Genomic DNA, 20,664 nt, shown 5'->3' on the forward strand with positions numbered 1-20,664 from the left:
GGGGCTGAGCGTTCGACCGCCGAAGGGTCGGGAAACGCGCTCACGCACGCCGCCCCTATCGAGGCATCTCGTCCTTCACCATCCTCCCGGGGGCCAACGCGAGGGCGAAGGCGGCCGTGACTCCGACCCAGCATCCGGCGATCTTCACCGCGACGTCTTCGAAACGGCCGTGGCGCGTCGCCTCGACCATCTGGAGCGCCTCCATGGCGCCGGCGACGACCGATAGGATCACGAGAATTTGCCAGCGGCGATGGGGATATCCGAAGGCGAACAGGAAGCTGACCGCGGCGTAGGCCCCGAAGCGTTCGAGGGCCGCCGGGGCGTCGGTTACGGGGCGAAGGCCGATCGGCGCGAGGGTCGCGACGATCACGCCCACCAGGAGTGACCATCCGAGGATGCGCGAAGCTGTGGTCATGGGAGGAAATCCGGTCGCTTTGGCGGAACGGCAGCGGAAACGGCGCTCGGCCCTTTAATTGGCCGCCGGATCCACGGAGACACCGAGCGGCGGCGTCGCTGCGTGCGTTGCGACGGGGCCCTGCCGCTCGAACGCCAGAGCCCTGCGTTCGACCGCCCTGACGCTGATCGACGGTCGACGTCCTGCGCCGGGTTCCCAATGCCTTCGGCCATGACGGTGCGCTGGCGAAACGCTGGAAGCCCGGCGGAAAACCTGATCGATAAGCGAGCTCGGATGCACTGAATGCGTTCGCCGGTTATCCCGACCCGGCCAAGAGGACCACATCCTCCTTCCCGGGGATGTCGAAGGCGGGCGGACCTGGCGGGCGGACCGTCCGAGGGCCCTGCGCAGGGAAGCTCGCTCGGTGTGCTGCTTGCCCCGAGAAAGAGGGTCCGACCCGGCCCGCAAGGGGGCCGGACCGCGCGTGTGGGTCCTTTGCGCGGCACTCAAAGCTTGAATGGCGTGTGCGCGCGGATCGTCGATCGGTGCCGAAACTGGTCGGGGGCGACCGCCACCAGGACCAGCACGGCATAGAACGTGAGCGGGATGAAGGCGACAAGACCGCCGATCATGGGCTCGGTGATTCCGTAGACGAGATAGAAGATGAGCATGGCGAGGAGGATGTGCGCCCGGTCGCCTGCGCTGCGTCGCAGGGTCGAGACCAGGGCTGTGCCGAACATCAGGAAACCGACGGCCCCGTCGGCGAAGAGGACGTTCAGGTACAGGTCGTGCGCGTGGGCGGCCGCCTTGAACAGCAGCGGATGAACGGGAAGGATGAATTTCGCCGAGCCGCCTCCGTAGCCGAACAGCGGTTGTTCGGTCCATAGATCGAGAACCACCGCCCAGATCCGGCTTCGTCCGGTGCCGCTCGTGATCTCGTCCGCCGATCCCGATCGTGCGACGCTGGAGAGGATCTGGTCGCTGAAACCGGTCATGACCAGCAAGAAGAAGCCGCCGATGATCGCAGCGACGGTCAGCTTCAGACCGACGTTTCCGCGCGAGAGATAAACGTAGAACAGTCCGATCGCCACGGCGATCAGAGACATGCGGTTGTTGCTGGCCAGCAGGCAGAACGCCATCGGCGCCACGAGGACGAAGAACATCGGCCGGCGGAACGAGATCTTCGACGCGAGCACCATCAGGAGGATGCCGATGCCGGCCGACGCGCCGGCCGAATTGGCCGTTCCGAAGACCCCTTGCAGGCGCCCCGTCGGCTCGAACGCGCCGTTCGTCCAGTCGCTCATTCGACCGAGTTGCGGGTCCAAGACGTATGCGGCGATGGAAAGGCAGCACAGCAGGAAGCAAGCGACGATCAGGGCGTCGACCAAGCGTTGCGGACCCGCGATGCGGACGAAGGCGTAGAGGAACAAGAACGCCACGAGGTTCGAGAGGGTTTCGACCATCGACATGGCGGGTTGAACCGCATGGACGCTGTTCAAGACGGTGAAGCCGAGGAACACGGTCCACGGCACGACTTCTGCGGTGACCAACGGAAGGCGGCGCACGAACAAGGCCGACAGGGTCAACGCGCCCATCAATCCCAGGCAACCGAGCTTGATCAGAATCTGGAAGTCGATGGACTTGTCGTCGATCTCCCGGGTGCGCAGGGTCGCCGATTGCAGGACGACGATCAGGATCCCCGCGGCGAACGCGTAGCGCCAGTCCCACACCAGCGTACGCACCCCGGCAAACAGCAGGAGCGGCAACATTCCGGCCGCAACCAGCAAGCCGAGGGGGACTGGGTCCTTGTCGCTCCATGCGAAGACGAGCGTTGCGACGACGGCGGCGACGCAAAACGCGAGAGCGACGGTCGCCGCCGCACTGGCGAAGCGATTGGCGTATGTCGGTGCGGCATCCATTACGCAGATATCGCCGTCATCGGAGTGTTTTCCGTTGGTCCGGGACTTACGTATCCGGCCAGACTTTCGTCGAAGACCGACCATGCGGCCGCGATCGACTTGGTCCCCTCCCACCTGGGCTGCATCGGTCCGGCCTCACGTCGTCTTGAGGTCGCCGCGGACCTTGGCGGCCGCAAGGCGGGACAGGAAGACGACGTTGCCGATAAGGTAGCGGCGGGCCAGGCGGCGCGGTTCGAGACAGAGGCGGTAGACCCATTCGAGGCGTGCGCTGCGGATCCACGCCGGTGCCCGCGGCACCGCCTCCGCGAAGAAGTCGAACCACGCGCCGACCGCTATCCCGCAGGGGCAGACCTCGGGAACATGCGCGGCGATCCAGCTTTCCTGGCGAGGGTTGCCCATTCCAACCAAGATGAGATCGGCCCGTGCCGACGCGATGGTTGCGAGGATCGAAGGCTCGTCGGATTCTCTAAGATACCCGTGATGCCGTCCGACGACGGTGTGCCGGGGCCAACGCTGTCCCATTTTCTCAGCGGTCCGCTCGATGACGTCGCCGCGCGCTCCGAGAAGGAAGATCCGCAGGTCGTGATCCGTGCTGTCGAGATAGGACGTCACGAAGTCGGTGCCGTTCAAGTTCTCCTCAAACACCGTCCCATGCAGGACGCGGCGTGCGATATCGACCCCGACGCCGTCGTTGAGAACCAGGAAGTCGCCGAGGCGCTCACGCATGGTGGGGCGTCGGGAACATTCGTTGGACAGGTTGGCGTTCAGGAAAGCCACCCGTGTCGTCGAACGATGCATCACGCGATTGTCGATATGGGCGACGACATCGCGCACCTTTCCGGATTGGACGCGAACGCCGAGGATGTCCGTCACGGTCAGCATTGGGGTGATCCTGCGGTGAGAAATTGCGGAGCGTCGACGATCACGCTCCGACTCGGCGGAGGGAAAAATCGCCGCGGCCGGTCACGAAGATGCGCAGCAGTCCAAGGGCGAGGCCGATGAACAAGGCGATCGCGAGGACCACCGCACTCCTAGGAGCGCTCTTCGATTGCGGCGGGTAGGCCGCGCTCGCGACTTGAGCGTCCGGGAGCGACAGGAACTGCTGCTGCCAGGTCTCGGCGTACCGCTCGAGGAACTTGTCGTGAAGAACGCGATAGGCCTGCGCGGAACTCTCAAACTTCTTCAGCGTCACGCGCGCCGAAGCCGAGTTCTCGCCTTCGAGCGAGCCGGAGAACTTCAACTCCTCCACGGCCCGCTCGGCGAGCTGTGCCTTCGCTTGCAACTCGTCGGTGCGGGCCTGCAGCAGCTTGCTGGAGCGCCGCGCCATCTCCTCACGCAACTCCATCTGGTCGGCAATGAAGGCTGCGGCGTAGGCATTCGCAACGCGCGCGGCCTGGGCCGGATCGGGCATCGTTGCCGCCACCTCGACCGCATAGGTAAGGCCAATCCGGCGGACCGAGGTCAGTTTCTGCAGGGTACGCGCCGCGGCGGTGATCTCATCGTCCGGCTGCTTGGCAACGGGGTGCTTCCAGAAGGCGATGGTCCCGGTGATGGCACCCACGGCACGGGACACGGGCCCGTCCCGCAGCGCAGGATCGCCGACGAGCTTCTCGCTCTCGACCACCCGGCGCAGGATCCGCTCCGATTTCAGGAGTTCGACCTGACTTTCGATATTGGCGGATTCGACGTTCGCATCGATCGCCGGCGGCACGTTCGATCGCATAGCAGCGCTGTTCTTTGTATCGATCAGGATCAAGCCCGTCGACGTGAACTGCGGCGTCGCCAAGACTAGGTAAGCAATCGCGATCAGCACGGTCGCCGCTGCCGGCAACACAAGCGAGCGCCAGTTCCGCCGAATGTTTACCAGTGCCGCTAGAAAATCCGGGCCCTCCGGCTGAGGGCGCGCTGGAGCCGGGTCGGGGCCGAAGGTTCGGACCACGGCATCCTGCCGGGAATAGTAACCCATCGTCATCTACTCCCTGGCATAACGTCAAATGCCCTTCCAAACGGTCGAGGACCGACGCTCATCGATCCGCAGTCCCGTGATCGCACGGTGATCCTGCACTCCGCCAGTCGACCGACAGCCGTCCTGCAACGAGGTCGTTCACTATGCTGAAAGGTAAACATGATGAGTAAGGATATAACCTGAGCGACTCCGGTATTACGGCGACAACTTAGGCTATCGCGGCTTATGTTGCAGCGCACGCAAAAAATTTGTGCATCAAAAAAGATATTTCGACACTGGCCGTCTCGGATGGCGCAAACGGCGCCACTCACGGTTTCGTGATGACGCCCAACTTCAATCACCGATACAAATCAAAGAATTATATCTCTAAATCGCCCTGTCTCATCGTCTGCTTACACCAATGCTCACCGCTTGAGTTTGCACTGTGGTGGTGTCTACACCCAGTTCGGACGATCTGAAGTACCCTTCGGACGGGGATCAGGCACGACCGATCGTCGCTCTACGATTTCGTGGCGTACTCGGGCGCACAATTGGTGCGGTGCGAAGGCGATCCCTACGAATGCGGCCCGCTGGACAGATGGCTCGCTGCGTCTCGTAGGGCACGCAGAAACCAAAATCATTACAGATGAGATCAATCCTTGAAGAAATATATTTCTCGCAGAGGTCCTTGTAAGCGCCCAACGCTCAGATCTCTTTCCTAGCGGCGAGACCGTTCCCCTTTTTTTTGGTTAAAATTTCATCAACAGAAGCTAAGTGCAGCCATCTTTACTAGCGGAGCCTCCTTGACGAGCGTTCATAAACTCGCAGTTTAAGGGCGTTAACAAATTTTTAAGTGGGTTCGCCAATGGTCGATCGTGCGTTTACAAGTCAGACGTCACGTGAGTCGACGGTGACGAGCCGGCGCGCTGTCCTCACCGTCGTTCGGCCGCTCGGCTTTCCCTCATCGGTCCGTTCGACCGATCCAACGGCTCCGGCCATCCGCACGGGCGAACCGAGCGGCTATCTACTTTCTCGCCGCAAGCGCTTGCTCGACGTGTCGCTGGCGGGTGCCTTGCTGCTGGGGTTGCTTCCGCTACTATTGATGGTCGCCTTGATCATCCGTGCGACCTCGAAGGGGCCAATCCTGTTTCGCCAGACCCGGTGCGGTGCGGGAGGGAAGCCGTTCGTCATCTATAAGTTTCGCTCGATGAAGGCGGTCGAAGCGTCGGACACCCTCGTGGTCCAGGCGACCCGCGACGACGCACGTATCACCACGATCGGGCGCTTCATCCGTCGCACCAGTATCGATGAGCTGCCGCAGCTCGTGAATGTCCTCCAGGGCGACATGTCGCTGATCGGACCGCGTCCGCACGCCACCTCGCACGATGCGTTCTATGCATCACGCATCCCCCGCTACAACGAGCGGTTCTTCACGAAGCCAGGTTTGTCCGGGCTGGCCCAAGTCAGCGGCGCGCGCGGCGAGACTCCGCAGATTTCGGATATGGCGCGGCGGATCGAGTTCGACCTGAACTACATCCAGACCGCTAATCTGCGGCAAGATATCAAGGTCATCGCCGCGACGGTCCGCGAGATGATGTTCAGCTCCAGCGCCTATTGATACCCGCCGCGGAAACGGGCGACGGTCGTCCCGGATTGCGAATGTGCTCCTTCATCGGACCGGAGCCCACCTCCATCTTCGACCTGCGGTCGTCGCCCGATACGGAGCGGTCGCGCAGGACCAGGAACCGCCGGGCCCGTCCGACCTTCCGGTTCCCTTGTCAGATGTCGCACGGGTTCGTCGTCGATTTCGACGTTGCAAGCTTCGGAAACAGGACCACGCCATGAATTCTAACGCAGCTCCGATAGCAATCTTCGGTCGGATGTCGGCTCTCGGCCTCGCGGCGGCGATCGTGTCGGGTGGCCTGACCGTGTGCGCCCATGCGGAGTATCTCATCCAGCCGGGCGACACCGTCGAGATCGCGGTTGCGGGTCTTCCCGACTTGAAGCAGCGCAGCGTAGTGAACCCGGACGGCGCGGTGGCCGTGCCCATGACGCGTCCGGTCAAGGTCGCCGGGCTCGGCCTTTCCGCGGCGCAGACGCTGATCAAGGATCAATTGTCGCGCAAGCTCTACCAGCAGCGCATGTCCGATGGACGCGACAGCATCACGGCTATTGGGCCGGACATGGTGATGGTGACGATCGCCGAATATCGACCGGTTTACGTGAACGGTGACGTAACCAAACCTGGTGAGCAGGTGTTTCGGCCGGGGATGACCGTTCGGCAGGCCGTCGCGCTGGCGGGAGGGTACGAGATCATGCGCTTTCGCATGAACAACCCGTTTCTTGAATCCGCCGACCTGCGGAACGACTATCAGGTTCTCTGGATGCAGTACGTGAAGCTGCAAGCGAAGATCTGGCGGCTCAAGAATCAGAACGCTCCGCGCGACAAGGAGCAGGATGCGGCTCTGGACGCACAGACGCAGGCGCCGCTGCCGAAGGCCGTTCTCGACTCACTGCGGGCAAACGCGCGGACCCAGCTCGCGGTCGCGAACGAGCGCTTCATCGCGGAGTCCGCGTTCCTCACGGGTGCCGTGAAAACCGCCGACGATCAGATCGCGATGCTTCGGGCTCGGCAGGTGAAGGACGATGAGAACGTCCAGGTCGATACTGCAGATTACAACAAGCTTAAGGAATTCTCGGAGCGCGGCAACCTTCCCATGACCCGCCTGTCCGAGGCGCGGCGCCTGTTCCTGTTCTCAGCGACCCAATCGCTCCAGACCGGCGTTCAGCTCGTGAACACCATCCGCGAGCGGGACGACGCCCGGCGCAAGGTGGCGCGTCTTGACGAGACGTCCCGCTCCGAAATCCTTGCTCAGACCGAGCAGGCGACGGTCGAACTGGGTGAGGTCCGTTCCAAGCTCCAGAGCGTGAGCGAGAAGATCACGTACACCGGCGTCATCCGCTCGCAGCTCAGTCGGGGTGGCGGCGCGACACCGGCGATCCGCATCGTCCACGCTGCGGCGAACGGCGGCGGCACCGAGGCGGCCAGCGAGGACACCCCGGTGGTTCCCGGCGACACCGTCGACGTCGCTCTTCACACAGAGGTCCCGGAGATCACGCAGTGACGGTGCGGTCCGCGCCGGGCGCGGGCATGCCGAGCCGACGCAGCGTCGTCCGGACGATCGGCGGGTTCGCGGCCGTGGCCGGCATCGGCTTCTCCGGCGCGGTGTCGGCCTCAGCGCCGGACGGCCTCGGGAAGCTCGCACGGGGCGTCAACCTCTCGCACTGGTTCGCCCAAAGCTTCGAGGGCTACGGCGCGGGCCACCTCAAGACCTTCGTCACCTCGGACGATCTCCGCCTTCTCTCCGAAGCCGGATTCACCCATGTCCGCCTCGGCGTCGAACCGGATGCCCTGTTTCAATCCGGCGACGGCGAACCTCAGTTCGTCGAGCCGGTGCTCGAAGCGCTTGGGAGGGCTCTGGACATGATCGCGCGGGCCGGCCTCGCGGTCGTCGTCGACATGCATCCCGTGGGCGCTTCGAAGAATCCGCTCCAGACGCCCGCCGGAGCCGCGACCTTCGTCGCGCGCTGGTCGAAGCTCGCGGGCGCAGTCGCTGCGCATCCGATCGGTGCGGTTCTGGAAATTCTCAACGAGCCCGAGCCGCTTGCCGGCCCAGCGTGGTGGACGCTTCAAGCGCGGGCGCTGGAGGCAATCCGGAGCGCGGGCGCGAAAGGGCCCGTGATCGCCAACGGCGGCGGCTGGAGCGGGATCGACGATCTGGTTGCCCATACGCCCTATGACGATGGCGCAGTCGTCTACACCGTGCACTGCTACGCGCCGCTTCTGTTCACGCATCAGGGGGCGACCTGGACCTGGGACGTCGCGCGTTCGATTGCCGGCCTGGGCTGGCCGTTGGATCGAGGCCAGGCGGAAGCGGCCTCCGCAGCAACGTCCGACCCGCGCGCCCGAGGATTCCTGCACGACCAGATCGCCGACGGCAGCTTCACCGCATCTGCGCTGGAGGTGCAGTACGATCGGCTTTCGCATTGGGCTCGGTCGCACGGTGACGTTCCGATCTATGTCGGAGAGTTCGGCGTCTACGCCAAGACAGCGCCTGTCGCGGCACGGATCGCGTGGGTGCGGGCCTCGCGGCGTGCCTACGAACAGCGCGGCTGGGGCTGGGCGCTGTGGGACGACTCCGATTCGTTCGGCTTCCGTAGTCCGGGTGCGGGTCGCGGCGCGATCGATGCCGCGATGCTCGATGCCCTGGGAGTCGGCGCGTCGTGAAAAAGCTACGGCTGCAAATGGGCGGTCTGGGACGGAGCGCGCCGCTCCTGGCCGCGAACATGCTGGAGGCGGTACTACCGTTCGCCCGCAACGTCGCGCTCGCGCATCTGATCGCGCCAGCGGAGTTCGGCCTCGCGATCTCGCTTTCCATCGTCATCGGCATGCTGGAGGTCCTGACAGATTTCGGCCTTCCCATCTTCGCCGTCCGCAAGGATGCGGGGGTGGATCCTTTGGCCAAGTCCGCGGGGCGGGACGCGGAGACGGTGATGATGGGCACGCTGCAGGGCCTCGCGCTGTTTCGCGCCTCGCTCCTCGCGGTCGTTCTGATTGCGGCGTCCCCTTGGATCGCCGCAGCGTTCCACGCTTCGGATTCCGCGCCGGTCTACGCGCTTCTCGGCTTGATCGTTTTCGTCCGCGGGTTCGAGAACTTCGGGGTGAAGGCTGCGATGCGTGCCTTCGTCTTCTGGCGAGAGGCCATCGTCGTCACGGCGGCTCAGGTCGCCGGGCTGGCGGTCACGGTCGCGGTCGCCGCGCTGAGCGGTGGGTTCTCCTGCATGCTCTGGGGTATGCTGGCCACGGCGGTCACGACGGTGGCGCTGTCGCACGTGTTGTCGCCGCAGCCCTACCGCCTCCACTGGAACCGGGAGGCCGCGCGCGAGGCGAGTGTGTTCGGGCGGCCGCTTCTTGTGAACGGCGTCGCCGTTTCACTCAATCTGTCGGATCGGCTGCTCGTGGGCAGCGTTCTCGGCCCTGGTCTTCTCGCCCTCTACAACGTCGCCTACGGCACCGCGCAGCTTCCGCGGACGGTTCTGGCCAAATTCCTCACGAGCGCCTTTCTGCCGCTTTTCGTACGGCATCGCGAGGGCGACGCCGATACGTCCGCGCTCTACGACACCTGGGCCTGGTGCCTCTCCTGTCTCGCCTTCGCTTACGGGCTCGGACTCAGCCTGCTCGGGGACCATGTCCTAGCCTTCGTCTTCGGAGAGACCTACCGCCCGTCGCGCCTCTTCATGTGCCTCGCGGGTCTCAGCCTGTGCGTGAAGTTCCTCATGCTGCTCCCCGTCCCGGCGGCTTACGCCGTGGGAAACACCCGCCTCGTCGCGTTCGGCTCGATCCTCTCGGCCCTCTCGGTCATCCCCGGTGCCGCACTGCTCGTCTGGCGCCACGACGTCGAGTTGTTCCTCGCGGGCCTCACGGCGGCGGAGTTCGTGGCCCTCCTCGTCTTCGGGCGCATCGCGATCCGCGAACAGGCGTTCACACGGTCGGCAGGGTGGCTCGCGATCGGCACTCCGCTCCTGCTTCTCGCGGCTTTGGCAACCCTGACGATCTTGGTGCCGGAGCTGAGTTTCGGGCGCTGGCTGGCTGCGTGCTCCGCGGCGCTTCTCCTGTCGGCGGCGATCTACGGCGCCATGGTGCCGCGGTTCGGCATCGGTCCGGGGGCCCTTCGTCATGCGTGAACAGGCGCCACAACCGGGAGCTCAGACAATCTGATGGCCGTGATCCTTTTCACGACGACCGACGTTCGCGGGCCGAGGCGCCTGGACTTCGAGCGGCTGCTGGCCTCGGTGCGGCAGGCCGATGACCTGGCGATCCGCCACTACGTCCTGTTGCAGAACGCGACGGAGGCCGACCGCATGCATTGGCGTGCGGCCGCGCCTGCCTGCTGCCGCATCGACGCGGTGCCGGGACGCATGTCCATCTCGGCCGCTCGCAACCGGATGATGGCCGATGCGGTCGCGGAGGCTACGCCTCAGGACGGAGACGTCGTCGGATTTCCTGACGACGACTGCTGGTTCGCGGACGGCTTTCTGCAGTGCCTGGCCGACCTGTTCGACGAGAACGCCCGCCTCGGCGTGCTCGTCTGCCGCGTCTCCCTCGATCCCGATCCGAACGGCTTCGATGCTGGGTCGGTTACGCCTTTGGCCGCCCATCAGGCCGTCCGGCTGGCCACTTCGAACAACATGTTTTTCCGAGGAGCTCTGACCGCCGCGATCGGAAGGTTCGATCCGGAGCTCGGCCTCGGGACCGCGTCCGGAGGCGGCGAGGATACCGATTACGTCATCCGGGCCTACCTGCGTGCGCGAGAGGCGGGATTGATCGACCGGCCGCTGGTCGGGCACCCGGTTCCCGATCGCATCTCCGCCGCGCGCTACTTCCGCGGCGCGCTGATCGTGCTGGCCTATCACGCCCGCAGCAGTCCCGCCCTCACCCTCGAATGCTTCCGCAAAATCTTCGTCGGCCTGTATTTCACCGCCAGCGGCAAGATGAGCCTGGCCGGCTACCGGCAGGCACTCGCCGACGGGGCTCGGGCCTTCGGAGCCAAGCGCGACCTCGCCCCCGCTCGAGGCACGGCATGACGATCCGGAAGGCGACGGCCGCAGGTGATCCGATCTGCATCCTGTTCTGCATCGATAGGGCCTACCTGCACCAAGCCGGCGTGACGCTGGGCTCGATCCTGGAACACAATCCGACTACGGCGTTCGAGGTGTATGTCGCGGGCTTCGCCCGTGATCCGGCCGCCTCCGAGGCGATATTTGCTCGGCTGGCCGCCCGCCACGGATCGTGCACGATCCGCTACGCCGACCTAGAGGAAGGCCTGTTCGCGGATTTGCCCGTCACGCGGCAGTTCAGCGCCAGCATCTATACGCGCATCGTGCTGGATCGTTTCATCGATCGTCGACATGGGCGCGTCCTGTATCTCGATGCCGACACCGTCGTCCGTTCCGACTTGCGCGGCCTTTGGACGACGCCCCTCGAAGGGTATGTCCTGGCAGCGGTGCAGGACCATTTTCGCCTCGATTCCGAAGCCATCGGTTTTGCGGCCGACGAGCCTTATTTTAATTCCGGGGTGCTCCTCATCAACATGCACGCTTGGCGCGCGGAGGCATGCGAGGGGCGCGTCCTGGCCTACCTCGGCGAGACTGGCCGTGACCTGCCCTGGATGGACCAGGACGCGCTCAACGTCGTGTTGCGCGGTCGCGTCCGATTCCTCGACCTTGGCTGGAATTTCCAGCCACGTTGCGCCGACGTTCCGGCCGGCTTCCTGGGGCTCACCTCGGCGGCCTACGCCGCCCTGCGCGCGGACCCCTATCTCATCCACTACACGACGTCTCAGAAGCCTTGGAACGCCGCGCATCGCGTCCATTACAGTCGCGACTTCTTCGCCGCGGCCCGCACCGCCGGGCTCGGTTCGCTCCTGGACGCTCCGCCCGCTCGCGGCGCAAAAGAACGTCTCGATGCCGTGAAGACGCGTCTGCGCTGGCACTTCCCGTCGATCTTTCGGGCGTTTCGTCGGCTGCTGAAACCGGAGGCCGCCGCAATGATGTATCGCGCGCGTGCCGGAGGATGACGTGACTGCCATGCGTGTCGGCGCCCACGGGATACGGTCGATATCCTACCTAATGGCCGCACACGATGCGGGAGCGTGGATCGAAGCGGCTCTGACCTCCGCGCTTGCGCAAGAGGACGTTGCGGTCGAGGTCGTCGTCGTCGACGACGCGTCGCGGGACGACACCGCCGCCCGGGTCGCCGCCTTCGCGATCCGCGATCCGCGGGTGACGCTGCTCCGTCGGAGCGTGAGCGGCGGGCCGGCGGCCGCTCGCAATCTTGCGCTTGCCCACGCGGCCGGGACGTGGGTCGGCATTCTCGACGCCGATGACCTCATCGAGCCGGACCGTAGCCGCCTTCTGATCGACTTCGCGGAGCAGAGCGGCTGCGCCGTCGTCGCCGACAATCTCTTGCGTTTCCTCGATGCGGATCCCCAGACGGCTTGGCCGATGCTCCCCCTTGGACCTTCGTTCCGCGTCGCGGTTGCGGCTTATCTGCGGCGAAACCTCCTGACGGGAGGCGACACCAACCTCGGCTATCTCAAGCCGATCTTCCGACGCACGTTCCTGTCGGATCGCGGCATCCGATACGACGAACGTCTTCGGATCGGCGAAGATTTCGATCTGTGTCTGCGCTGCCTGGCGGCCGGCACCGATCTGGCAGTGCTTCCCGCGCCGCTCTACCGGTACCGGATGGTCGCCGGCTCTTTGTCACGACGTCTGACCCGTACGGATGTCGACGCGATGCTGGCGTCCCAGGACGCCGCGTTGGGGTCGGTCACGATGACGACCTCGATCCGGTCCGCCGTTGCCGCATACCGACGCTCGCTCCTCGACGGTCTCGCGTATCTCGAATTCCGCTCAGCGCTGCGCGGGCGCGATTGGCGACGTACCGTGAGGGAAGCGTCCCGGCTGCGCCTGTGGCGGGCCATCGCGCAGATCGGGTTCGGCTTGATCGCTCGCCGGCTCGCACGTCGGCGACCGGCGGTCGGCGGCCCCCCCGCGCCGGTTCGATGACTTCCGCCCGCTGCATGATCCGGGCGGCAGAAACTTCAAGCGAAGGCGGCAATCCAGTGTGACGGCGTCCCGCCGCGACGCGGCTGCCCAGGGGAGACATTCATCCCGGCGTTGCGCTTCGATCGGAGTCTGCGCAGAGACACCGGCCTGCCTTGCAGATCGCGATCCCGATCTTGCATACAGAACGGAGTCATCGACCACACCGATGCTCGCTGGCTCTGGAGCAAATCAGGAACGGTCCGGATCGGGCAGGGGCCGGTCGAGGCACGCCGCCTGCGGAGCGTTGTGGGTCTGCGCGCCGCCGAACCGGCATGGCACCCGCGGTCGGGGTGGCTTTGGAGGCCTTCGGTAACGCCTGCGTATGCCAGCCTCGGCTCACTGTCGCAGGTGCGGGGATCGCTCCCCATACCTGCGGGGAGGATCTGTGAATCTGGGTACCGCTGCTTGGAACCAGCATCCCGATCACGCCGAACGATAACGACTGACATCGAGCCGAGCGTCGTCACCGATGAACGGTGGAACATAGGCGGCGCGGTGATCCGCATACGTTCATCGACCGGGCCGGCGGGGTTTTTAACTTGCGTTCCGTGTATGTCGACCTTAATCCGAATTTGCTAGATCTATAGATGATATCAAAGACCATATTACCCGGGTGAACAATCTTTATGAGGTCGTTTTCCGCAAGATCATATTCATAACGGTAAGTCCGTGAATTTTTATCGTTCGCTAGAATCTCAAACGCTGCTGTTCGAAATGGGATTTGCAACGGGGGTGACAATTTCGAGCGGACGTCGTAAAAACACATCTATAATCGCTCGACGCTCGTGTTATGGAAGCCTTAATCATCGGGTCGCCAAGGTAGCGGATCGGGTCCTGACCCGGCGAGCGACATGCGGGACTCGGTCGGCCTAGAGCCGAAACTCACCGGTCGGGAGAGGCAGGGGTTGTGGGTTTGTTTCCGATCCTGATGATCGCCTGCGGGACGATCGCGAGCCTGTACCTGAACTGGATCTTTCTGAGTCTCGTGAGCCTCATGGTCATGCCGCTCTATGTCGGCGCCATGGTCTGGTCTGGGGCGTCATTCCTAGGCGGAGTGGGTCAAGCGGCGGTCGGCCTCGTCGCCCTTCAACTGAGCTATATCCTGTCCGGCTGGATCCTCGAGAAGGTGCGGAGCCGCCGAGCCGACCTGCCGCGGATCGGCCATCCGGTTCGGGCGGCGGCCGAGAACCAGAGTCGCGCGCTGCCCGAGTGGCCCCTCTTCGGGGGGTGGCTTCCGCTCCTGGCCTTCTATGAGCCCCGATGCAGAGCGGACGGCTCCCCGTGGAACGGGATCGACGATCCGGGGTATCGGACCACCGTGCTTGCGGTTGGCTGGTTCGGACGCGCGTTCTCCCTCGTTGTCGGGTCTCCGAAACGGGTGAAGCCGCAAGGGCAACGGAATGCTCCCTCGCGGGCGAGCGTCGTTTCGGAACTCGACCGACGCATCGCTGCCGAACGCGCGAAATCGAATCGTGATTCGGGAGAATCCACGGACCAGCGTTGACAGCCGGCGGGCGGCGACTTTGCCGTGACGGGATCAGCGCTGCGCTCATACGGCGAGTCGGCCGCGCCGTATGGTTTCAATCTGTCGTTTGATCGTACCGCCGCCGGACGGAAGCAACGCGTCGCCGTGGTTGGACACGGGCGGAACGCCAATTGCGTTCGCTCGACGGCTACCCTGTCGCCCATCACGCAGCGACCCGACGGGCGATCGGGTCCCGCTCCGCGTCCGAAATCTGCGTGTTCCCGGTGCCTCGGCACGGCTGGCATTCACGGATGACGGCGTTGCGATTGTTGGGCTGCCGGTTCGACTGACGCCGAGACGATGTCCGGCATTCGACGATGCGAGCTGATCGAAGTCGATCTCGAACTCGTCGCCTCGCAACACGCTCGCAGGCATCGGTACGTCGCGGGATGTCCGTAACGTCGTCGTACGCGTGCCGTCCCCCGGGCGGGCTCAGGATCGTCGGATCGTTCGGCGATGGTCGGTCATCGCCGCGAAACCTGCGATGCGTCCTAAATCCTGCAGTAAGATTTTAGACCGAGGGGCGATGTGGCGAGCATTCACGGGTCGAGCCACGGCCTGCATAATATATCGCCAGCATGTTTTCATGCGTTGTTAACGATGGAATGCTTCCGTATCGCGGTCGAAAATGCCTTCGCTGCGGAATCGGATACTTCGGATGCCGAAGCTGTTTCAAATCGTCAGCTGGTCCATGCTGGCCGGAATCTTTGCGATCAGCGGATTGATCAACGTTCTTTGTTTGACCGGTTCTATCTTCATGCTCGAAGTTTACGATCGGGTTCTGCCGAGTCAATCCTTGTCGACGTTGGTCGGACTGATGGCGCTCGCGCTGGCGCTCTACATCGCACAAGGTGGACTTGAGGCGTTGCGGGCGCGGATCTTCGTCCGGGTCGGTGCGATCCTGGACGGGACCCTGAACCCTGTCGTGTTTGCCGTGTGCGCACGCGCTCCACTCCGTGGCGTGCAGGCGGGAGAAGCCGGCCTGCCGTTGCGCGACCTCGAGGTGGTGCGCTCGTTTCTGGCGGCCGGGGGGCCGGCGGCTCTGCTCGATCTGCCGTGGCTGCCGATCTACGTCGCGATCTGCTTTCTCTTCCATCCGCTGATCGGCTTCGCCACCGTCGCCGGCGCGGTCGCCCTTGCCTGCGTGACCGTGGCGAGCGAACTCGCGACACGGGGCCCCATCCGTCGGTCCACCGCGTATGCCGCGCGTCGGCACGCGCTCTCGGAAGCCATCCGGCGCAACGCCGAGGCGGTCGCGGCCATGGGCATCACACCGCACCTGTCCGCCCGGTGGAATGCCATCAACGGCGATTACCTCGCTGCGCAACAGCATGTTGCCGATGTCGGAGGAGGTCTTGGGGCCGTATCCAAGGTCACGCGCATGCTTCTCCAATCCGGAGCGCTCGCGCTCGGCGCCTGGCTCGTCATCGACGGCCAGGCGACCGGTGGCGTCATGATCGCATCCTCGATCTTGGTCTCGCGCGCGTTGGCCCCCGTCGAGTTGGTCATCGGACAGTGGCGCGGCTTCGTTCAGGCGCGCCAGAGTTGGCATCGGCTGTCGGGAGCGCTCGCGCGGGACATCGCCCCTTCGGCACGTCTCGCCCTCCCACCGCCGCGGCGCATCCTTCAAGTCGAAGATCTGGCTGTCGTCGTGCCGGGAACGACGAGCGCTATCGTCCAGCAGGTCACGTTCCAGCTGGAAGCCGGCCAGGCGCTCGGCGTGATCGGCGCCTCCGCATCCGGCAAATCGTGCCTGGTCCGCGCCCTCGTCGGCGTGTGGCCGACCGCACGGGGGCGGATTCGGCTCGACGACGCCTCGATCGATCAGTGGCCGAGGGACGCTCTGGGCCGGCATATCGGCTACATGCCCCAGGAGGTCGAACTCTTCCCGGGATCCTTGTCCGAGATCATCGCCCGCTTCGACCCCGCAGCCACCGCCGAGCAGATCATCCATGCCGCTCGGGCGGCGGGCGCGCACGAACACATCCTACGGCTCCCGGAAGGGTACGACACGAGGCTCGGTGAAGGAGGGGCCGGGCTTTCGGCCGGCCAGCGCCAGCGGATCGGGCTTGCCCGGGCACTCTACGCGGACCCGTTCCTCGTCGTCCTCGACGAACCGAACGCCAACCTCGATGCGGACGGTGAGCAAGCGCTGACGGGCGCGATCCGCGGCGTGCGGGCACGTGGCGGCGTCGTGGTCGTCGTCGCGCACCGTCCGGCGGCCCTCGAAGCCGTCGATCTCGTGCTGATGCTGGGCGAGGGACGTATGCTGGCCTTCGGCCCGACGACGAACATGCTGCGTTCGGCCTTGGTCGCCGCCGGCCGTCCGGTTCCCCCGGATCGTCGTCCGGATGCGGCGCCGGTGGCCGGGCGTATGACGCCGGACCTCGCGTCGCGGGGAGCCGCATGATGGCGCCTCTCTTCGCGATCTCTCGCCGCCTCCCGAGATTGGACGCACCTGCGCTGACGCGCGCCTCGATCCACCGTCAGTTCGCGGCGGCAGGGCTGCTGTCGGCGGCTGTCGTCCTCGGCCTTGGTGGATGGGCGAGCCTTACCGACATCGATGGCGCCGTGATCGCTCCAGGGCAACTCGTCGTCGAGTCGGACGTCAAGAAGGTGCAGCATCCCACAGGCGGCGTGGTGGCCGAACTGCTCGTGCGAGACGGGGATCGCGTTCGTGCCGGTGACGCCCTCGTGCGGCTGGACGAGACACAGACCCGAGCCGTCCTCGACACCACCCTGAAGACGATGGACGAGATGGAGGCGCGTCGCGCGCGCGGCGAGGCCGAGCTCAACGACGCGCGCACGATTACCTTCCCGTCCAACCTTCTTGGCCGTGAGGCCCGCGACGAGCGTATCGCCACGCTGCTCGAGGGCGAGCGTCGACTCTTTGCCGCACGCATGGCTAGCCGCGAAGGCAAGCAGGCTCAGCTCGGCGAACACGTCGCGCAGTTGCGCGAGGAGATCGCCGGCCTTTCCATTCAGGCGCAGGCGAAAGCGCATGAGATGACCCTGATCCAGAGGGAGCTCGGAGGACTGCGTGCGCTCTATGACAAGGGGTTGGTCCCCCTCTCTCGCGTAACGGCTCTCGATCGCGATGCCGCTCGCCTGGAGGGAGAGCGCGGTCAGTATCTGGCTTCCATAGCCAGCGTACGGGGCAAGATCGCCGAAACGTCGCTGCAGGTTCTGCAGGTGGTGGTCGACATGCGTGCCGACGCCGGCAAGGAGCTCGCCGAGATACGCGGGAAATGGTCGGAACTCGTCGAGAAGCGCGTCTCCGCCGAGGACCAGATGAAGCGCGTCGTCCTGCGCGCGCCGCAGGACGGCGTGATCCATCAGATGAGCTTGCACACCGTCGGCGGCCTGGTCTCGGCGACGGAACCGGCGATGCTGGTCGTGCCGGAAGCCGACGCGCTGGTGATCGAAGTGCGGATCCGCCCGCAGGACATCGACAGCGTCCGCAGGAATCAGCCGGCGCGCGTGCGATTGCAGGCCTTCGATCAGCGCACCACCCCCGAGCTCGACGGCATTGTGACGCGGGTTTCCGCCGACGTGAGTCAGGACAGGAGCAACGGTCAGAACTACTTCACCGCGCGGATCACCATCGCCGGCGACCAGGGCAGACGCCTCGCCGGCCTGCGCCTCGTTCCGGGCATGCCGGTCGAGGCGTATCTGCTCATCGGCGCCCGGTCCGCGTTGTCCTACCTCGTCCGGCCGCTGAGCGATCAAGTGAGGAGGGCTTGGCGCGAACGCTGACGGCCTGACCGCGCGCCCCGCGGCGCGGATGCCGTTCCATGATCCGTCCGGCCCCCTCTTCGTCCCGGCGACGTGGCGGTACGGGCCGGATCGCTCTCGGTCCCATCAAACATCCATCGCATCAAATCGAATCAAGTAACTTTTCATTTTCCGTTCGAGTAACACTTGCGGTAGCAAGCGAGAAAACGTGAAGTGGAAACTTCGCATTCAGATCTTCATGCGACCTCTTGAGAGGCAGGGCATGAGTTGGTCAGATGGTACAGATCGGAATCTACGAGGGCCAGGACCCGAGCAAGGTTGGGACCTATACGCAATGGGCCGGACAGCCGCCCGACAACGTGCTGAATTACATCAACAACGACAGCTGGTCGGGGTTCGCGAGTTCGGTTCCGTGGCAGGTCCAGCGCTGGCAGGGCGCCGGCGTAGCGAGCATTTGGTCGGTTCCGCTGACGGTCTGGGGCACCTCGCTGGAGCAGGTCGCGACCGGAGCGTACGACAACTATTTCCAGGCTGCGGCGAACGCGCTCGCACAGGCGGTCCCGAGCAAGGACGGCAACATCTACGTTCGTCTCGGATGGGAGTTCAACGGCACCTGGATGCCTTGGGCTGCGCAGGGGCACGAGGGGGCGTTCATCAAGACGTTCCAGGACGTCGTCGACGTCTTCCGCAGCGTATCGGACAAGTTCAAGTTCGTCTGGGACGTGAACGAAGGCGGCAGCACGATCGATCCGGCGAAGGCTTACCCCGGCGACCATTACGTCGACGTGGTCGGCATGGATACCTACTACAACAAGGCCTACAATTCGGCGGATCCCGCGAAGGCCTTTCAGGACAAGGTTGTGGAACCCTACGGCCTTCAATGGCAGCAGGACTTCGCCGCGGCGCACGGCAAACCGACCGCCATCTCCGAATGGGGCGTTCAAACCGACGACTCCGCGCCCTTCGTCAAGGCGATGGCCGACTGGATGTCCAGCCACCACATGGTCTACGGAAATTACTGGGATTCCAACGATGCCGGTTTCGCCGGGCAGCTCGATTCCGGCCAGCATCCCGGAGCGGCGGCGGCTTACCTGAGCGCCTTCGGCGCCGCGCCCCTGACCATCGACACGGACTACCTCGATCCGTCGGCGACGTGGGCGTATCCGGCGGGAAGCGTGATCCATTTCAGCGGCGATCATCTCGTCGAGAGCACCATCACGTTAGCTGGAGACCCGACTTTCGCGGTGGAGAGCGGTCACGTCGTCACGCTATCGGGCGCCGTTGTTGACCAAGCCAGCGCCGCGCCGGGCCAAGTCGAGAAGGACGGCGGCGGGACGTTGATCCTGGATCATATTAACAGCTACTCGGGCGGCACGGTCCTCCTTGCCGGCGCGGTCGAGCTGGCCGTTGCCGGATCTGCGGGAAGCGGAGCGATCACCTTCACGGACGGCGCCCAGACCCTCATCGTCGACCGGGCCGCACTCGATGCGGATCATCGGTTGGCGAACACCATCGCGAACTTCGGGGCGGGGGATACCATCGATCTGCGCAGCGTCGGGCAGAACGCCGCCGTGGCGTTCGATCAAGCCACCGGCACCCTGTCGGTCAAGGACGCCGCGACCGGAGCATCGCTCGCAATCCTCCATCTAGCCGGCGACTATGCGGGCCAGACATTTCAGGCTTCGTCCGACGGCGCGGGCGGAACCACGATCAACTATGCCCCGACGCCCTCCGACACGCTCGTTCTGCGTGTGTCGGGCGACGCCTGGAACGGCACGCCGCATTTCGCGGTGCTCGTCGACGGGCAGCAGGTCGGTGGTACCCTGACGACGAACGCTTCGCACGCGGCGGGCCAGACCGAGGACCTGACCCTGACCGGCAACTTCGGCCCCGGGGCGCACGCGATCGCAATCCGCTTCCTCGACGATGCCTCCGGGGGGACGACGGCAACCGACCGGAACCTCTACGTTCACGAGATGATCCTGGACGGCCACGCCTATTCCGGCGACGCGGCGGTCAACACGGCGGGATGGAACAACAACGGCGTCGCCGGCATCTACTCGAACGGCGACGCGACCTTCCATACCGCCGCGTTGGCCAGTTCGGTAAAACCCGCATCGTCGGCGTCCGACACGCTCGTTCTGCGTGTGTCGGGCGACGCCTGGAACGGCACGCCGCATTTCGCGGTGCTCGTCGACGGGCAGCAGGTCGGTGGTACCCTGACGACGAACGCTTCGCACGCGGCGGGCCAGACCGAGGACCTGACCCTGACCGGCAACTTCGGCCCCGGGGCGCACGCGATCGCAATCCGCTTCCTCGACGATGCCTCCGGGGGGACGACGGCAACCGACCGGAACCTCTACGTTCACGAGATGATCCTGGACGGCCACGCCTATTCCGGCGACGCGGCGGTCAACACGGCGGGATGGAACAACAACGGCGTCGCCGGCATCTACTCGAACGGCGACGCGACCTT

15 protein-coding genes are annotated in these 20,664 nt (G+C 65.0%); 11 read left to right on the forward strand and 4 right to left on the reverse strand.

What is annotated here, in order from left to right:
- Positions 1 to 55: 55 nt before the first annotated feature.
- The 4 genes from FV230_RS05465 to FV230_RS05480 all read right to left on the reverse strand — a co-directional run bounded on the left by FV230_RS05465 (position 56) and on the right by FV230_RS05480 (position 4,279).
- Positions 56 to 415 (reverse strand): VanZ family protein, encoded by a 360-nt coding sequence (locus tag FV230_RS05465; protein ID WP_147841583.1) that lies wholly within the window; start codon positions 413 to 415, stop codon positions 56 to 58.
- Positions 416 to 900: 485 nt separating this feature from the next.
- Positions 901 to 2,313: an O-antigen ligase family protein gene (locus tag FV230_RS05470; RefSeq protein WP_187275397.1), complete on the reverse strand. Its 1,413-nt coding sequence runs from the start codon at positions 2,311 to 2,313 to the stop codon at positions 901 to 903.
- 135 nt (positions 2,314 to 2,448) lie between these two features.
- On the reverse strand, positions 2,449 to 3,195 hold the full coding sequence (locus FV230_RS05475; RefSeq protein ID WP_147841585.1) for a WecB/TagA/CpsF family glycosyltransferase: 747 nt from the start codon (positions 3,193 to 3,195) through the stop codon (positions 2,449 to 2,451).
- Between the two features lie 40 nt (positions 3,196 to 3,235).
- A complete protein-coding gene (locus tag FV230_RS05480; RefSeq protein ID WP_187275398.1) occupies positions 3,236 to 4,279 on the reverse strand; it encodes a Wzz/FepE/Etk N-terminal domain-containing protein in 1,044 nt (347 codons plus the stop codon).
- 889 nt (positions 4,280 to 5,168) lie between these two features.
- Here FV230_RS05480 and FV230_RS05485 point away from each other — a divergent pair.
- The 11 genes from FV230_RS05485 to FV230_RS05530 form a co-directional block, all read left to right on the forward strand.
- On the forward strand, positions 5,169 to 5,876 hold the full coding sequence (locus FV230_RS05485; protein ID WP_246694751.1) for a sugar transferase: 708 nt from the start codon (positions 5,169 to 5,171) through the stop codon (positions 5,874 to 5,876).
- Positions 5,877 to 6,138: 262 nt separating this feature from the next.
- A complete protein-coding gene (locus tag FV230_RS05490; protein ID WP_187275399.1) occupies positions 6,139 to 7,383 on the forward strand; it encodes a polysaccharide biosynthesis/export family protein in 1,245 nt (414 codons plus the stop codon).
- Positions 7,380 to 8,546, forward strand: coding sequence for a cellulase family glycosylhydrolase (locus FV230_RS05495; protein ID WP_147841589.1), 1,167 nt, complete (start codon positions 7,380 to 7,382; stop codon positions 8,544 to 8,546). Before FV230_RS05490 ends, FV230_RS05495 begins: the two co-directional genes overlap by 4 nt.
- Positions 8,543 to 10,003: an oligosaccharide flippase family protein gene (locus FV230_RS05500; protein ID WP_147841590.1), complete on the forward strand. Its 1,461-nt coding sequence runs from the start codon at positions 8,543 to 8,545 to the stop codon at positions 10,001 to 10,003. Before FV230_RS05495 ends, FV230_RS05500 begins: the two co-directional genes overlap by 4 nt.
- A 33-nt stretch (positions 10,004 to 10,036) precedes the next feature.
- Complete coding sequence (locus FV230_RS29395) at positions 10,037 to 10,903, forward strand: glycosyltransferase family 2 protein (RefSeq protein WP_187275400.1); 867 nt, start codon at positions 10,037 to 10,039, stop codon at positions 10,901 to 10,903.
- Complete coding sequence (locus tag FV230_RS05505; protein ID WP_187275401.1) at positions 10,900 to 11,895, forward strand: glycosyltransferase family 8 protein; 996 nt, start codon at positions 10,900 to 10,902, stop codon at positions 11,893 to 11,895. Before FV230_RS29395 ends, FV230_RS05505 begins: the two co-directional genes overlap by 4 nt.
- Positions 11,896 to 11,947: 52 nt before the next feature.
- Positions 11,948 to 12,889, forward strand: coding sequence for a glycosyltransferase family 2 protein (locus FV230_RS05510; RefSeq protein ID WP_187275402.1), 942 nt, complete (start codon positions 11,948 to 11,950; stop codon positions 12,887 to 12,889).
- Positions 12,890 to 13,835: 946 nt separating this feature from the next.
- Positions 13,836 to 14,432: a hypothetical protein gene (locus FV230_RS05515; protein WP_147841593.1), complete on the forward strand. Its 597-nt coding sequence runs from the start codon at positions 13,836 to 13,838 to the stop codon at positions 14,430 to 14,432.
- Between the two features lie 679 nt (positions 14,433 to 15,111).
- Positions 15,112 to 16,863, forward strand: coding sequence for a type I secretion system permease/ATPase (locus FV230_RS05520; RefSeq protein ID WP_246694752.1), 1,752 nt, complete (start codon positions 15,112 to 15,114; stop codon positions 16,861 to 16,863).
- Entirely contained in the window at positions 16,860 to 18,209 is a 1,350-nt protein-coding gene (locus FV230_RS05525) for an HlyD family type I secretion periplasmic adaptor subunit (protein WP_147841595.1), read from the forward strand. Before FV230_RS05520 ends, FV230_RS05525 begins: the two co-directional genes overlap by 4 nt.
- Before the next feature lie 596 nt (positions 18,210 to 18,805).
- On the forward strand, positions 18,806 to 20,664 hold a 1,859-nt coding region (locus tag FV230_RS05530; RefSeq protein ID WP_281408254.1), incomplete at its 3' end, for a carbohydrate-binding domain-containing protein.

It is taken from the genome of Methylobacterium sp. WL6, assembly GCF_008040095.1.
In the GTDB taxonomy this organism is placed as follows: Bacteria; Pseudomonadota; Alphaproteobacteria; order Rhizobiales; family Beijerinckiaceae; genus Methylobacterium.